The sequence below is a fragment of the Corynebacterium sp. H127 genome (assembly GCF_037482665.1).
In the GTDB taxonomy this organism is placed as follows: domain Bacteria; phylum Actinomycetota; class Actinomycetes; order Mycobacteriales; family Mycobacteriaceae; genus Corynebacterium.
In genome coordinates this window covers 91,134-106,511 of record NZ_JBBHKY010000008.1, presented here as the reverse complement: position 1 = coordinate 106,511, position 15,378 = coordinate 91,134, and the positions used below count along the sequence as shown (strand labels likewise).

Here is a 15,378-nt window from a genome sequence, read left to right as displayed (position 1 = left end):
TTTCGAAGGGAATGTGAATGGACGAGCAGTTCTGGGACGACACACCGATTGCAGCCGCAGCTAGACGCGCGGCGCAGGTGATGACACCAAACTCCCTCTCACTCCCCCGCCCGGAAACCACCCGGAAAGTTACTATCGCTAACCAAAAGGGCGGCGTTGGTAAGACCACTTCCTCCGTGAATCTGGCTGCAGGACTATCCCTTCACGGTCTGAAAGTACTAGTAGTGGACCTGGATCCCCAGGGAAATGCCTCTACCGCGCTAGGCGCCGAGCATCACTCCGGTGTGCTCTCCTCCTACGAAATGCTCATCGGAGAATGCACAGCCGAGGAGGCGATGCAGAAGTCTACTTTTAATGACAATCTATTCTGCATCCCCGCCACCATTGACTTGGCTGGCTCTGAGATCGAATTAGTGTCCATGGTGCGTCGGGAATACCGCCTAAGTGACGCGCTTGATGACACATTCCTCAGCAGCCAAGGCTTTGACTATGTGATTATTGATTGCCCGCCGTCGCTCGGCCTGCTTACCATCAACGCGATGACCGCAGTGAACGAAGTCATCATCCCGATCCAAGCCGAATACTACGCACTTGAGGGCGTGGGACAGTTGCTGAATAACATCACGATGATTCGCCAGCATCTCAACCCCGAGCTCCACATCAGCGCGATCCTGCTTACTATGTACGATGCCCGCACCAAGCTCGCTGAACAAGTCGCGCAGGAAGTCCGCGAACACTTCGGCGATGTGGTGCTGCGCAACATGATTCCGCGTTCAGTGAAGGTCTCCGAGGCACCGGGCTATGGCCAGACTGTGCTGCAATACGATCCGGGTTCGCGCGGTGCGCTCGCCTACCTGGATGCCGCGAAGGAAATCGCTCGTCGCGGCGACTATTTGCCAAGTAAAGACTCCGGCCCCGTCGGTTGCGCACCACAGAATGGAAAGGACGATTAGTGGCTAACGAAACTCGCAAGGGCGGTCTCGGCCGTGGCCTCGCGGCCCTAATTCCCAGTGCACCGGAGCAAAAGCCGCAGCTGACAAATTCCGCAGCTGACATCATCATCGGTGGCAGCATGGGCGCCGGCCAGGCTGCTCGTGACGCGCGGGAAGCAGGTGCGCTGCCGGCGATGGCTAAGAAAGCTGGGTCCAAGTCCGCCACCAAGAAGAACGCTGCGAAGCAGGTTGCGCGACAAGACTCCGGAGCTAAGCAAAAGCAGGCAGCACAGCCAGCTAAGACAACCGAGTTTGGCGCCACCTACCGGGAAATCCCGATCGACGAGATCCGGCCGAATCCGAAGCAGCCCCGTCAGGTCTTCGATCCCGAAGCCCTCGCTGAGCTCGTCCACTCCATCAAGGAATTCGGCCTCATGCAGCCGATTGTGGTCCGCGAACACGAGGATGGCTACGAGCTGATCATGGGCGAGCGCCGTTGGCGCGCAGCCGCTAAGGCTGGTCTGGAAGCCATCCCCGCCATCGTTCGTGAGACCGATGACGGTGACTTGCTCCGCGACGCGCTTCTTGAGAACATTCACCGCGCCCAGTTAAACCCACTCGAAGAAGCTGCGGCCTACCAGCAACTGCTCGAGGAGTTCGGCGTCACCCAAGCGGAGCTCGCTGATCGTATCGGTCGTTCACGCCCGCTCATCACGAACATGATTCGCCTCCTAGCTCTGCCTGTCAGCGTGCAACGTAAGGTCGCCGCCGGTGTGCTGTCCGCGGGGCATGCCCGCGCTTTGCTGGGATTGAAAGCAGGCTCACCGGCACAAGAAGCTCTCGCGAGCCGAATCGTTGCTGAGGGACTATCAGTCCGGGCAACCGAGGAGGCCGTCACGCTGGCCAATCGTGGCGAAGAGCCGGCACGCCAGAGCCGCACGAAGGCCCCGCTGCCCGAATTCGCTAGCGCTGCCGCGTCTCGGCTTGGGGATCGCTTTGACACCCGAGTACAGGTCCAAATGGGTAAACGAAAAGGCAAGATTGTGGTCGAGTTCGGCGACCGTGATGATTTCGAGCGCATCATGGGACTGCTGGAGGACTAATGCGCATTGAGCCGGTGAGTTTGGGAAATGTCCACCCGGCTTGCCGTCGCTCTGCCTTTTGGGAGGCTGGCTCCACGGTGGCAGACGCGGAGATGGCGAAAGAGCTCTGGCTCAGCCGCACCCTAATGACTTACGGGACCTGCGGATTTTCTGCCATTTCCGACTCCCCTGTCGCAACCATCCTCTTTGCCTCCCCTACCCTGCTGCCGGGCGCGCAAGAACTGCCCAGCGGTCCGGTCTCCGCCGATGCGACGCTCCTGAGCTCCCTGTTTTGTGGCTGCCTGGACAGCGGCAACACCAACCTGCAGACCGTGCTTATCGACGCCGCCTTGGCCCATCTCCTATCCCGCGATGTACCCGCGGTCGAGGCTTTTGGCTGGCGCTCGGGTACCTACGGCCCAATCGGCCTCATACCCGAGGAACTGTTGCTTGCTTCCGGATTCGCAGTGGTCAAAGAGCACGAGGAAGTGCCTCGCTATCGTCTGGAACTCCCACCCGCCGATGGTTTGCTCGCGGCCGCCGAAGTGGAAGAATTGCTTTCGCTAGCGCTCTGCTAGACAACGCCAGGCTCGACTAGCGAGCCCGCTATTGCGCCTCTGCTTCTAGCAGCTCCGCGAACTTGTAGGTGCCGGTAGGCTGATCGTCGTCGTCAAGCAGGTAGAGCCGCTTCACGGCCACAATGATTGCCTCTGCGATGGCATCACGGTTATTCGGGTCGGTGAGGATCTCAACGTCTCCCGGATTCGTCAGATAGCCACACACCAACTCGATGGTCGGCATTTTGGTCATCCGGAGCAGATCCCAGGTTCGCGCGTGGTTGCGGCAATTGCCTAGCCCCGTGCGAGCCACTACCTCGCGTTGGATGTAACCGGACAGCATTTCGCCGGTCAGCGAGGTAGCGCCGATCTCCGAACCGAAGTAGAACGTGGACACACCGTTGGCACGTTCGTTCGGATAGGAATCGCACTGCAGATTAATTAGCAGATCCGCCCCAAAGGCATTAGCGATCTCAGCGCGCTGCTTCGTGTCTGGTTCGGACAGGCGTGGGCGCGAAAGGATCGCTTCCATCCCTGCCGCGATCATCCGGCCCTCAACGCGGGTAGCTAGATCCCAGAGGATCTCTTCCTCCGTGATGCGACCAAACTTTCCATCCACCACTTGGCCCTTGTTGGAGCCGCCGAGGTGCGGGTCAATAACCACGCGTTTCCCGGCTAGCTTCGGACCGGCCTGGCGGACGCGCTCCCGCTCGCTAATGGCTTGGCGGGAACCACCGGTGATCCGGCGCCCTAAAAGACCCAGCGCGCGGATGGTGTCGGGACCCGTGATGCCATCCTCGTTTAGCCCGTAGTTGAGCTGATAGTTCATCACGGCGTTGTAGGTGGCCTCACCATAATGGCCGTCGATGCGGTGCGCGTAAAAGCCCAATTCCTGTAGCTGCGTCTGTAGCTCGACGACATCATCACCAATCATGACGTTGCCCGGCTGATAGATCAGCACGCGGGTGCCCAAACGGTAGGAGGCTTCCCGTAGTAGGCGCAGCAACTTGTCACAGATGACACCGTCGGCCCGGATACCGCGGCTCTGCTGGAAAGCACGCAGCGCTGAGGCCAGTTCCTCGTCGAAGTACATGTCTTCCTGCGAGAACTGGCGTGAGGCGCCCGGCTGCAGTTCACCTTCGTGGTGTGGCAACAGCCCCAGCCTCGCCAAGGTAGCCCGTACTTCGGCTACCCGAGGGCTTTTATCGCCAACCTGCAACAGTTCGGTCACTGCTCTCCTATCAATGTAGATCTTTAGGTGTCTTAGATTACCAGTTACAGCTGAGCGTTCAGCTTGGCGACTATCTCTTGCTTTGAGCGCACACCCAAGAACTCGTCGACCTTTTTGCCGCCCTTGAAAATCATCACAGCTGGGATCGACATGATCTGGTACAGCGCGCCGAGGGTGCGTTCATCATCCACATTGACCTTGGCTACGGTGACTGCGTCACCGAGCTCCTCGGCTACTTCTTCCAGCACTGGTCCGAGCTTCTTACACGGGCCACACCACTGGGCCCAAAAGTCCACGAGGACAGGTTTCTCAGAGTCAATGACCGTACTCCGGAAAGTGTCGGTAGTGACATTAATGACGTTGCTCATGCGATACTCCTAAAGCGTTAAGCGAGGTAATGCTCTGCGTCGATCGCAGCGCGGCAACCGGAGCCAGCAGCGGTAATAGCCTGCTGATAGTGGCTGTCCACAATGTCACCTGCAGCGAACACTCCCGGCACGTTAGTACGCGTGGAAGGCTCTTCCACCACAATGTAGCCGGACTCGTCAGTCTTGACGGCAGGCTGCACCAGGGCAGAGCGAGGGTCGTGCCCAATGGCCACGAACATCGCGGTAACGGGAAGCACGGAAACCTCGCCGGTGACCGTGTCCTTGAGTTCCAAGCTTTCCACGGAAGACTCGCCAAGTACCCGGGACACCACCTTGTTGGTGGCAAACTTAATCTTTTCGTTAGCTTTTGCGCGCTCGAGCATGATCGCGGAAGCACGGAAATCCTCGCGGCGATGCACGATGGTCACGGACTTGGCGAATTTGGTCAGGAAGGTCGCCTCTTCCATTGCGGAATCGCCACCACCGACGACGGCGATGTCGTGGTCGCGGAAGAAGAAACCATCGCAGGTGGCGCAGGAGGAAACGCCCCGGCCGAGCAGCTCCTGCTCACCAGGAACACCAAGGTAGCGCGGCGCCGCGCCCATCGCGAGAATCACGGTACGAGCCTGGTAGAGGTCATCCCCCACCCAGATCTTCTTGACGTCACCCTCCAGCTCGACGCTGTCCACAATCTCCATGAGCATTTCGGTGCCGAAGCGCTCTGCCTGGTTGCGCATCTGCTCCATGAGTTCTGGGCCCATGACGCCCTCGGCAAAGCCAGGGAAGTTTTCCACCTCAGTGGTGGTCATCAGGGAACCGCCGAATTCGATGCCTTCAAACATGATTGGCTTCAGCTCGGCACGCGCCGCATAAATCGCTGCGGTATATCCCGCAGGACCGGAACCGATGATGGCAACGTCGTGGACAGGGGTTTCGCTCATGGTGCAACAACTTTCATTCGAATTGGGTATTCGCCTAGGCCAACCAGCTTAGCGCTCTCATTGTCCCATTCAACATCGGTGCTGCGACTTACATTCCCACCAGCTCTGCTTGGTGTGCCCGCAGGTGTTGCATCGCGCGGGAGCGGCGAGATTTCAGGGTTCCTATAGAAACTCCGAGGTCAGTTGCGGCGCGGCGGACAGTGAAGCCGAGCAGGTCCACCATGAGCAATACCCTGCGCTGATTCTCATTCAGGCGCAGCAACACGTTGGACAGTGTCAAGGTGAGGTCGAGTGCGCTCAATGGGTCATAAGTCCGTTGCGGGATGTCGGCAGCTTCGTCGTCGATAAGCAGCAGTTCGGCGCTGCGGTAGCGGCACCTGCGGAAGTCATAGCTCGCGTTGCTGACCAGGCGGTGGAGCCAGGTTTTTAGGCTGCAGTCGGCACGGAACATGTGCATGGTCCGGCTGGCGCGAAACAGCGCCTCTTGCAAGATGTCCTGGGCATCGTGGTCAGTGTTGACCTGCCGCCGGGCTGCCCACCACAGCGAGTGGTGATAGCGGTGGACGATTTCGGCAAAGGCCTGTTCATCGCCACCAATGTAATTGGACACCAATGTTTGATCGGTGCACACAGTCATGGTGCTTATTCCCCCGTGTTATTAAAGTTTCCCCCTTGCAATCACTATTGTGCCCCGGGCCACAAGAAAGCGCTTGGCGAGGGCTATCCCGGCTGGGGATAACTCTGACCAAGCGCTTCGGTTGTGGCGTTAAATCAGCTGGTTGGAGTAGGTATCACAGAAGTATGCACAATATCGGAGTCCACCCGCACAGGTGAATCGCTGCGGAAGCCGCCCACTACGCCCATCAGGTAGGCGGTGAGGACCGCGATGATCGCGACCAAGGTGATGGAAATGCCGATCAGCATGCTCGTCATCGTGCGGGAGAAACGTTTAGCGCCAAAGCCCGCGAGGGCATCCGGCTCCGGGTGCTTCTCGACGACCGTAGGAAGCAATTCCGTCTCCGGGACTTCCGACTCGCCCCGCAGCCGCGCCGCCACCGTGGCTGCTTCAGCAGGCTCAAGTTTCTCGTCGCGCACCAACTGGGTGAAAGCCAGCACGAGTTGCTTACGATCCTGTTCGGGGCTGTTGCAGGCGAGCACCGCTGGGAAAGCCAGCACTGCGCTGCCCTCAGAATTGATGCGCACCCGGTCGATGGCGTCGATACCCAATGGCAGGCTTTTCGCATGGGCGCTAGCGGCGGCATCAGCGAGCGGGGCAAGGGCTAGCGCTGCCGCATCTCGGTTGGCCTCCCCCAACTCGGCTACGGCGCGGAGCGCGGATCCGGGGACCCAGTCTGCGATGACGAGGCACCCGGCGCGATAGGCAACCACTTGGATGCCATCAGCAATTGCAGGATGGCCGAGCTCGGCAAGCTTACGGGTGCGACGAGTGACCTCAGCGGCAGCACCAGCAGAGGCGGCCGCAGAGGCGCCGGCGGTATCCACGAAAGTCAAGGCCACATCGCGGCCGGAGGTGAGATCCTTGGCCTGCCAGAACTTAGCTGTTACAGTTTCATCCCCTGCTACACCGAAGGACTTCAGGAGGCGGAAACGGCCGTCGAGAACCGGAGCGCCCGGCAGCAGCCGTGGCGGTTGCACCAGGCCGGCGGACATCGGGGCAGGGATCGGGGTGGACTCGGTGGCGGCGACTGCTAGCGACACTTCTGCCGCCTGGCTTGGCGTCGCCCGGCCGAGCTTGCGCTTAACTACATCGCGGAAACGCTGCACCTCCTCCAGCGGGGACTTGGCCAGGATCGCAATGGTGACTGCCAAGAAGAAGCATCCGATGAGGGCGGTGCGTACGAGGAATCCAGCGGAGCCGAACTGGATCCAGAGCTGAGCCAAAAGGGTCTTGAGGGCGAGATCCAAGATCCAAGCAGCCAGGGCGCCGACCAGGGAGGCTCCGGTGACCCAGAGCGTTGATCGCAAAACATCGCGACCATTGAGCGAGCCGAGGTGGCGTCGTAGCAGGAAGCCACCGATCACCGCACCAGCGACGAAACCAAATCCATTGGCTGCGCCGAGCAGCACCACAACGCGCTCCGGGGAGGTCGAGATGACGGGGGCCAGGTAGGACAGGATGATCTTGGTGAGCGTAATCCCGGCGATGATGAACGTTGGGGTCCAGGCTTCCTCGCGGGCGTAAAAGACGCGCAGATGCAGCAAGACGAGCGCGTACGGGATCAAGGTGAACGCGGAGAAGGACAGCGTCCAGCCGAGCGTAGTGGCAGCCGCTAGCGAGAACTCAAGGTAGGCGAATAGGCCGATGGAAATGTAGGTGCCGAAGGCGGTGAAGAACACCACCACCGGGATCAGGGCGAGGAAGGTGAGCTTGGTGCCCAAGGTTAGGTCGGCGACCACGCCAGCGTCGTCCCCTTCCGCAGCGCGCCGGGACAAGCGAGGCATGATAGCGGTCAGCAGGGTGACACCGATGATGCCGTAGGGCATCTGGAGCAGCAGCCAGGACTGCTGGTAGATGTTTGGAGCCGCAGCATCGGCACCGGAGGCGATGCGGGTGGTCACGATGTAACCAGCCTGGGAGATCGCCACGTACACGATGATCGCCAACGCCATTCCACCGAATTGCTTGAGGCGATCGTCAATGCCCCACAGCGGCTTCAGATTGACCCCAGCCTTGTGGAGGTACGGCAACAAAATGATTGCCTGGACAATCACGCCGAAAGTAGTACCCAGTCCGAGCAACAGGACATGCGGATCAGACAGCGTTACCGGTTGCTGTGGATCCAAGTGTCCGGGCAGCAGCCAATAGGCAGCCAGGGTTGCGAGCGCGATGAGGTTGTTGACCACCGGCGCCCAGGCACCGGGTTTAAAGATTCCCTTGGTATTCAAAATCGCCATGAAGAGCGAAAACACACCATAGAAGAAGATTTGTGGCAGAAGAAAGACAGCGAAGGCGGTGGCCTGGCTGAGGTTCACTTGACCATCGGAACGAAGCTGCAGCGCAGTCAGTAACGGCGCCGTGGCAACGGAGGTGACGGTGACAAAGATTAGCAATGCCGCTGCGAGAGTAAACAACCGTCGGATGAACGCCTCTCCCCTATCGGCATCCTCCTTCTCCGCACGAACCAGGACAGGCACCACCAGCGAGGTGAGCACGGCCCCGAGAACGATCTCCGTGATGAGGTTTGGGAGTGTGTTGGCTGTATTAAATGCAGAGGAGATCGCCTCGCCCAGCGTCCACACGATCATCGCGTTGCGCAGGAAGCCCGTGATGCGAGAAATCAGCGTGGCGACGGCCATAGAGCCGGTGGATCGGACAAGGTCGGCATCCGACGGTTCCGCCCCGTCGGCTACTGGAACTGCCGGTGATGTTGCGGGGTCATGGAGCAGCAAGGAGCGGTCGTCGACAGGCTCAGAAGCTGGCGCCTTTCTCCGTACCGGCTCCGCGGTGGGTGCGGGTGGAGCCGGAGCGACGATGCGTGAGCGTTGGCCCTGCGGTTGAGTCTGGGAATTCAAAGAGTCCACGTCTGCCCATTCTTGGAGGGATCGGGGGTAAAAGCAAGAGTTTAGCCCTTCTCCAACGCGAAACCACGATACAACGAGCCTAAATGCGACGAGATCTACGTCGTTTCACGTGAAACATCGCAAAACCGAGCGCACCGAGAAGTAGCGTGATGATGCCACCCTTGCCAAGTACTCCGGAGCGAGTCTGCACGCCGATTTCTACTGGAACGCTGATTCGGGTGTCATCTGGGGTGGCCAACCAGACGGTGAGATCCGTGCGGCCCTTCGTTTCGGGGAGATCGGCCATCATCTGCGTGGTGATAGAGCCTCGCGCCGGGATTTTCAGGGATTCCGCGACCGTAATGGAGGCTCCTTCCGGACCCGAATAGCCTAGGCGAGCATCAACTGGCAGGGGTAAGCCGTTCTCGGCCACGATGAGCAAGGGAGAGGACTCAGAGGTGCGGGTGTATACGTTGCCTGGAGGCAGCAGTACCACGGAAGCACGCAGCTGTTGCAGGATGTCGCGGTTGCGGTTGAGGATTTCGTCAGTGAGTTGAGCCCGAGAATCGTAGCTACCGATGCTGCGGCGTCCGTTGGTAGACAGCGCGCGCAAGATGTCATAGCGCAATGGGTTGGTGAACCCTGTCGGAGTAAGCGCGATCGTCGGTTCCGGAACGGTGAGGTTCGTCAGATCATCAATGTTCTTCGCTTGTTGCCCGGCGCGCAAGATCTCGGTGTCGGTGACTACCGTCGGGTCTGCGAAGGGAGAGCCACTGTTGGCCGCGCCGGCAGCACTGACCTCCGGGGCGCCCGTCGGGGCTTGTGCAATGTACTCGGGTAGGGAAATTGCTGTCGCGCGCCCGCTGTCAAAGAGCTGGTGGACACGTTGCTGTAGCGCTTGCAGATCTTCGGCCTGCAGATCCGGTGGTGGCACGATCAGCAGTGGACGCTCGCTCTCTGCCACGGCCAAGGAGACTCCGGCCGCTGCGCTAGTTCGACGTGCTACCGCGGAGTCGAGTCGATAATCAAAGCGCTCCCACTGGTTGGCATAGCCAGCTGTTGCCGGCGTATCGCCGATTGTTGCCAGCAGCGCCGAAAGCTCGGAGTGATAGCCCACCGCGGTGAGCCGCTCGCTCATCTTGGTCACCGGGGCCGAAATCGTATTGTCCGCGACAAGCACACTCGTCGGCTTTGTGAGCGTTTCGTCGATGCTGTGCAGGGCGCGGTCTTCCAGGTAACCGAAACCGGGATGGATCACAGTTGAATCGACCGGCACGCCCAGCACTTGATTCAGCTTATTCTCGCCTCGGGTGAGCGCTTCGCGCATCAAAGTGTTGTTCCCAGTCTTAGCTACCGCGTTAAGCTCAGCGTTAGCCCATGGCAAGGGCACAATACAGCCACCTTCGCGGGCAATGCCTCGTAGCTGAGCAATCCATAGTGCGGCATCTTGTGCGCCTGTGCCAGGAACACCCGGGACCTCCTCGGTTTTAGAACCCCAGGAGTCGCGCAGGCGGGGTTTACGCGCAACTGGGTTCTTGCGCCCCTCCGCAACTTGGTAGCCGTGAGACATGCGCTCGGCGGTGGCGGCCACCTCAGGGTCAACGGCGAGACAGCTGCTGGAATTGTTCGTCTCGTAGGCCTGCAATAGCTGGGTAAGGCGCCCATCGGGGCCGAGGTCTTGAGCGAATTGTTCGCTTTGTAGGACTAGCGGTGGATCATTAGGAGCCTCCCCAGTTTCACCAGGCAGAATGTTGGTGAGTCCGGTAACCGGGATGAGCATACTCACCGGAGTAGTTGACTGTTCCTTCGCTTTGGGCAGGTCACCGACTTGGAAGAGGGTGCGCTGTGATGTCAGATATTGCTGACCGCCGGCCCCCAACTGTCCATTGAGGTTGATGAGCAGCGGATATACCCCGGGCTCTTCCAGCTGTAGTTCTTCGAGCGGGATCTCAGTGGTGAAGGTGTAGCTTTCTTCCGGGGCCAGGTCAATATTGAGGCTGTGGAAGGACGCCGCAATCCCGTAATAGGATTGGTCGGCGGCCAGCGCCGAGCTTCCCGCAGTGACTGAGGAGACAGGCGCGCCGCGTTGGGTGCGCACGTTGACATCGCTCAACGCTACGCCCGACTTATTGACCAGTGTGACGGTCATGGTGTTGCCCTCGATATGGTCGATACTCGAGCTCACTAGTGACTGCGTGTCTAGGGTGCGGACCTCCGGGTTCGCCCACTGCAATGCGATTTCGGGGTTTGCGGGGGTGAGCGGAAACGGTACCGCGCCCGCCATAGGAAGGGTGGTCAAGGAGCCGGCGAGGGCGATCCCGGCTATCTTGGGCAACCAGTGCGGAGCCCTCACCGGGGGGTTGCCTTTCCCTCGGCTTTCGCTGCTCGGGCGAAATCTGGGATGAGATCGTGTGCGATGCGCGCGAGTTTGCGCTCGTCAGCATAAGCAAGACGCTCGATGAGCTCGCTCGCTGGCACCCACGCTACTTCGGTTACCTCGGGGTCTTCATCGTTGAGGTCGCCGTCCACGTAGGAAAGCAGGTGGTGGTGCACTGTTTTGTGGATGCGGGTGCCTTCGGAGACAAACCAGTAGTCGATCACGCCCAGTTCGGCGAAAACCTTGCCATGGATGCCGGTTTCTTCCCAGACTTCGCGTTCTGCCGTGGCGGCGCGGTTCTCCCCTGGCTCGACGTGACCCTTTGGCATCGACCACAGGAGGCGACCGCGACGATCGAGGCGACCGATGAGGGCGACATAAATCTTGGCGAGGTCAACGTTCCCGGCGTCGTCAACAGCCTCAGCGAGACCACTGACCACCAGGCCACCCGCTGAGGTTTCATCATTGGTCTGCATGTGGGAGCGCTCGGGGTAGCGCTGAGAGGTGCGCTGTTTCGTGCGTTGGTCCCGGTTCGGGCGTCGGCCGCGACGGCCGCGACGACGCTGGCCACCCTCCTGTGCGTCCTCGGTGCGTGGCGTAGCCTGTTCGGGTTTATTGGCCCCACCGCGGCGGCCACGGCGGCGGCGCCGACGCTTATTCGAGCCCTCGGTTGCTGACTTTTCCTGACCCTGCTTTTCCGGGCCGGTGGACGCTTCGCCACCCCGGGACGCGGCGGCACCTTGTGAGCCACGTCGCCTAGGCTTCGGGGTTTCGGCGCTCGGCCGTTGCTGGTCAGTCATCCTTAACATCGTATCCTGCCACCGCGTCTCACACGAGGATTGGTTCCCGGCGGGGCCACAAGTAGAATGTGCCAGGTGAACGCAGAACTTGATTCGACCGCCCGCCTTGGCATGCTCGCGCGCGCTACCAGCGCACTTGAGGAGCTCCGGGGCACGCTGGCACCCTTGGCTGCGCTTTTCGACGCCCGTGGCCACCGCCTCTACCTTGTAGGTGGTAGCGTCCGCGACGCCATGCTGGGAAAACTGAGTCATGACCTGGACTTCACCACCTCCGCCCTCCCCGAGGAAACCCGGGCGATTCTGGACGAATATGCCGATGTGGTGTGGGATACGGGCATCGATTTTGGCACGCTGTCAGCGGAGAAGCATGGGCAGCAGATTGAGATCACCACGTTCCGTGCTGACGCCTACGACGGCGATTCCCGAAACCCCGTGGTGGAATACGGCGATAGTTTAGAGGGCGATCTTATTCGCCGAGACTTCACCCTTAACGCCATGGCCGTTGAGATTGGTCCGGCAGGCGAGCTGAATTTCCATGATCCGCTGAATGGATTGGCGGCGCTGGAAGCGGGCGTACTAGATACCCCTGCCCTGCCGTCGCAAAGCTTCCACGATGACCCACTGCGCATGCTCCGTGCCGCGCGCTTTGTGTCTCAGCTCGGGTTCTCGGTCGCACCGCGCGTGCAGGAAGCCATGAGCGATATGGCGGCGGAGATCAACCGAATCACCAAAGAACGTATTCAGGTGGAGCTGGACAAACTGATGGCCGGTGCTGCCCCGTGGGACGGGTTTGACCTTCTAGTTGCCAGCGGTATCGCCGCGCATGTGCTGCCCGAGCTCACCGCGATCCAAATGGAAGCCGACGAGCACCTGCAACACAAGGATGTCTATGCGCACTCGATGACTGTGCTGCGTCAGGCCATGGACCAAGAAGAAGACGGGCCAGACTTGGTGCTGCGGTGGGCAGCGCTGCTGCATGACTGCGGTAAGCCAGCAACCCGCGCGTTTGTCGACGGCCGGGTGACCTTCCACCACCACGAGGTCGTGGGCGCGAAGCTGGTCCGCAAGCGAATGCGCACGCTGAAGTACTCCAAGCAGATGGTGGCCGATGTTTCCCAGCTGGTATTTCTGCATATGCGTTTCTATGGCTATGGCGAGGATGCCTGGACCGACTCCGCGGTGCGCCGCTATGTCACGGATGCCGGTGAGTTGCTACCTCGGCTGCATAAACTAGTGCGCGCCGATTGCACCACCCGTAACCAGAAGAAGGCGGCCAGGCTTCGTCGCGCCTATGACAATTTGGAGGAGCGCATTGTCGAGCTGTCCGCCAAAGAAGATTTGGCAAAGGTCCGTCCTGACCTCGACGGAAATGCGATCATGGAACTGTTGGGCCTGCAGCCGGGTCCCGAGGTCGGCAAGGCATGGGCGTTCCTCAAGGAGCTCCGCTTAGAACGCGGCCCGCTTGATCCGGCCGAGGCAGAACGTGAACTGCTTGCCTGGTGGAAGGAACAATAAATGGAGGACTTCTTTGCCGACCGGCTGTTTCGAGCTCTCGAGCTTGGGGATATCGCCCCCGGTAGCGTGTTGCTCGCAGCTCCGGGCATCGATCTGGACTTCCGTTCCCGTACCGCAGTGTTGATCGTGGAGCAGACGCCGGAACGAACCCTGGGGATCACGCTGAACAAACGCGGTGATGTTGCGGTGGCAAATGTCATGGAGCAGCTAGTACCACTCGTTGCCGCCCCGCAGGCCTTCTACGTGGGTGGCGATGAGAACTTGGACTCCGTGGTCGCACTGGGAGTCCTGAAGGCCGGTCTCACCCCTGCGGACATTGCAAGCGCACCGTTCTTGCGCTATCTCGCGCATCGCATCGTGGTAGTAGATCTGCGTGCCCCGCTAGCGCAGCTCCAGCAGTATGTGGAATCCGTGCGGCTGTTCGCCGGCTACCTAGAGTGGCAGGGCGATCGGCTGGAGGAAGAGCTCGGCCAGGGCTACTGGTATGCCACTCCTGCGTTGGCCTCCGATGTGATCGCTCCGGGCGCGGTAGACCTATGGGCAGAGATTCTGCGGAGGCAGCCGATGCCACTGCCGCTGTTTGCCACCTTCCCTAGCGACTTGGAAGATAACTAGCCCTTTCTAAGCGTATCGTCACGTGACGCTTTAGTGTAGGGGTAGTTTAGCCTCCGCTTCCAGCCAGAGCGCAGCGAATTCTTCGGCCGAAATCATCTCAGTTTCGATGTCCTCGAGTTGACCCCAGGAGTCTGGATGCGGGATCAACTGCTGGGGTGGGCTGGACATGTTGACGCAGGCTGCGGGGTGCTGCGCCGATGCGCGTCGAAAAGCGCCCGTAATGCTGCCCTCCGCGGTAGCCTCCAGCAGACGTACGGGGCGGCATAGTGGCGAGCCCTCGAGAGGCTCCAGCTCCGCGAGATGAATGACAACAGCCACTCCCGGGACGCGCAATGTGGTTTTCACGTGGATCATGTTCACGTGACCTAGTGTGCGTCGGAGTGGCTGCCGAGTGCAAGTTGTTAGGAGTCGAGCAATCTTCTTTGTGCGTAGTGAGAGGCAAGCACAGAGCAAATCATCAGCTGCAGCTGGTGGTAGATCATGAGGGGAAGAATCAGCATGCCGAGGCTGCCCGTGCCGAAGATCACTGAAGCCATGGGGAGGCCGGTGGCAAGGGACTTCTTTGAGCCACAGAACTCGATTGCAATGCGATCGGCCTGATTGAAGCCGAGGAAGCCGGCGATCCATCGGGTGAGGGCCAGCATGGATATCACCAAGAAAATCGAGAACAGCGCCAAACCGATGATCTGCATTGCGGTGACAGACTGCCATACGCCCGAAACCATTCCGGCGGAGAAGGCGGAATAGACCACCATCGTAATTGAGCCGCGATCGACCACCTTAGTTGCCTTGTGGGCGGCGATCCCCTTCACCCATTTTCGTGCCAGCTGGCCGAGTATGAATGGCAGGAGGAGCTGCACTGCGATGTCGATGAAGACACCGCTGTCTACCGTCACCCCTCCCCCGGCCTGCATAGTCAGCATCACCAACAGTGGGGTTAGGATCACTCCGATCAGGTTCGAAGCCGAAGCGCTGACTATGGATCCGGCTACATTTCCGCCGGCGATCGAGGTGAAGGCGACCGAGGATTGGACGGTGGAGGGCACGAGTGTCATATACAAGATGCCGTCATACATGCCGGAGGGCAGGATGTCGCGGAGCGGCATCATCGCTAGTCCAATGAGCGGGTACACAACGAAAGTGAACACCAGGATAGTGAGGTGCAACTTCCAGTGTTTGAATCCTTCGAATGCCTCGGCGGGTGACAGCCGCGCGCCGTAGAGGAAGAAGAGCAGGGCGATCGCGATAGAAGTGGCGATGGAAAACAGCTCGGCATTTCGGCCCGATACTGGCGCGATGATGGCGACGACCACCGCGAGGATGATCAGCACGATGAGCACGTCTATCTTGGGCTTTTTGATTCTCCACAACTTGGGCATACCGACAGTCTAGGAAGAACCCATGGTTGTTTCACGTGAAACCATTAAGATTTTCTTGG

At 60.1% G+C, this 15,378-nt stretch carries 14 protein-coding genes; 5 read left to right on the top strand and 9 right to left on the bottom strand.

Going from position 1 to position 15,378, the window contains the following annotated elements:
- Nucleotides 1–17: 17 nt before the first annotated feature.
- The 3 genes from WG936_RS09590 to WG936_RS09580 are packed head-to-tail and all read left to right on the top strand — an operon-like array spanning nucleotide 18 to nucleotide 2,592.
- On the top strand, nucleotides 18–953 hold the full coding sequence (locus WG936_RS09590) for a ParA family protein (RefSeq protein WP_339572787.1): 936 nt from the start codon (nucleotides 18–20) through the stop codon (nucleotides 951–953).
- Nucleotides 953–2,035 carry a ParB/RepB/Spo0J family partition protein gene (locus tag WG936_RS09585; protein ID WP_339572786.1) on the top strand — a complete coding sequence of 361 codons (1,083 nt, stop codon included), beginning with the start codon at nucleotides 953–955 and terminating at the stop codon, nucleotides 2,033–2,035. The genes WG936_RS09590 and WG936_RS09585 overlap by 1 nt, the downstream gene beginning before the upstream one ends.
- Nucleotides 2,035–2,592: a hypothetical protein gene (locus tag WG936_RS09580; RefSeq protein WP_339572785.1), complete on the top strand. Its 558-nt coding sequence runs from the start codon at nucleotides 2,035–2,037 to the stop codon at nucleotides 2,590–2,592. The genes WG936_RS09585 and WG936_RS09580 overlap by 1 nt, the downstream gene beginning before the upstream one ends.
- Before the next feature lie 28 nt (nucleotides 2,593–2,620).
- Here the strand turns inward: WG936_RS09580 and WG936_RS09575 are convergent, their stop codons facing one another.
- The 7 genes from WG936_RS09575 to WG936_RS09545 form a co-directional block, all read right to left on the bottom strand.
- Complete coding sequence (locus WG936_RS09575; RefSeq protein ID WP_339564788.1) at nucleotides 2,621–3,802, bottom strand: N-acetylmuramoyl-L-alanine amidase; 1,182 nt, start codon at nucleotides 3,800–3,802, stop codon at nucleotides 2,621–2,623.
- A gap of 44 nt (nucleotides 3,803–3,846) precedes the next feature.
- The gene (trxA, locus tag WG936_RS09570) at nucleotides 3,847–4,170 is read right to left on the bottom strand and encodes a thioredoxin (protein WP_339564789.1); all 324 of its coding nucleotides are present in this window, start codon (nucleotides 4,168–4,170) and stop codon (nucleotides 3,847–3,849) included.
- A 17-nt stretch (nucleotides 4,171–4,187) separates the two neighbouring features.
- Nucleotides 4,188–5,111 carry a thioredoxin-disulfide reductase gene (gene trxB, locus WG936_RS09565; protein WP_339572784.1) on the bottom strand — a complete coding sequence of 308 codons (924 nt, stop codon included), beginning with the start codon at nucleotides 5,109–5,111 and terminating at the stop codon, nucleotides 4,188–4,190.
- 88 nt (nucleotides 5,112–5,199) lie between these two features.
- Nucleotides 5,200–5,748, bottom strand: coding sequence for a sigma-70 family RNA polymerase sigma factor (locus WG936_RS09560; RefSeq protein ID WP_339564791.1), 549 nt, complete (start codon nucleotides 5,746–5,748; stop codon nucleotides 5,200–5,202).
- Between the two features lie 134 nt (nucleotides 5,749–5,882).
- Complete coding sequence (locus tag WG936_RS09555; RefSeq protein WP_339572783.1) at nucleotides 5,883–8,654, bottom strand: murein biosynthesis integral membrane protein MurJ; 2,772 nt, start codon at nucleotides 8,652–8,654, stop codon at nucleotides 5,883–5,885.
- Between the two features lie 79 nt (nucleotides 8,655–8,733).
- Nucleotides 8,734–10,986 carry a hypothetical protein gene (locus WG936_RS09550; protein ID WP_339572782.1) on the bottom strand — a complete coding sequence of 751 codons (2,253 nt, stop codon included), beginning with the start codon at nucleotides 10,984–10,986 and terminating at the stop codon, nucleotides 8,734–8,736.
- Complete coding sequence (locus WG936_RS09545) at nucleotides 10,983–11,819, bottom strand: NUDIX hydrolase (RefSeq protein ID WP_445227953.1); 837 nt, start codon at nucleotides 11,817–11,819, stop codon at nucleotides 10,983–10,985. Before WG936_RS09545 ends, WG936_RS09550 begins: the two co-directional genes overlap by 4 nt.
- Before the next feature lie 57 nt (nucleotides 11,820–11,876).
- Here WG936_RS09545 and WG936_RS09540 point away from each other — a divergent pair, with 57 nt between their 5' ends.
- Nucleotides 11,877–13,325 (top strand): CCA tRNA nucleotidyltransferase, encoded by a 1,449-nt coding sequence (locus WG936_RS09540; protein ID WP_445227952.1) that lies wholly within the window; start codon nucleotides 11,877–11,879, stop codon nucleotides 13,323–13,325.
- A complete protein-coding gene (locus WG936_RS09535) occupies nucleotides 13,326–13,940 on the top strand; it encodes a YqgE/AlgH family protein (RefSeq protein WP_339564795.1) in 615 nt (204 codons plus the stop codon).
- A gap of 30 nt (nucleotides 13,941–13,970) precedes the next feature.
- Here the strand turns inward: WG936_RS09535 and WG936_RS09530 are convergent, their stop codons facing one another.
- Nucleotides 13,971–14,294: a hypothetical protein gene (locus WG936_RS09530; protein WP_339564796.1), complete on the bottom strand. Its 324-nt coding sequence runs from the start codon at nucleotides 14,292–14,294 to the stop codon at nucleotides 13,971–13,973.
- Nucleotides 14,295–14,341: 47 nt separating this feature from the next.
- Entirely contained in the window at nucleotides 14,342–15,319 is a 978-nt protein-coding gene (locus WG936_RS09525; protein WP_339564797.1) for a bile acid:sodium symporter family protein, read from the bottom strand.
- Between the last annotated feature and the right edge of the window lie 59 nt (nucleotides 15,320–15,378).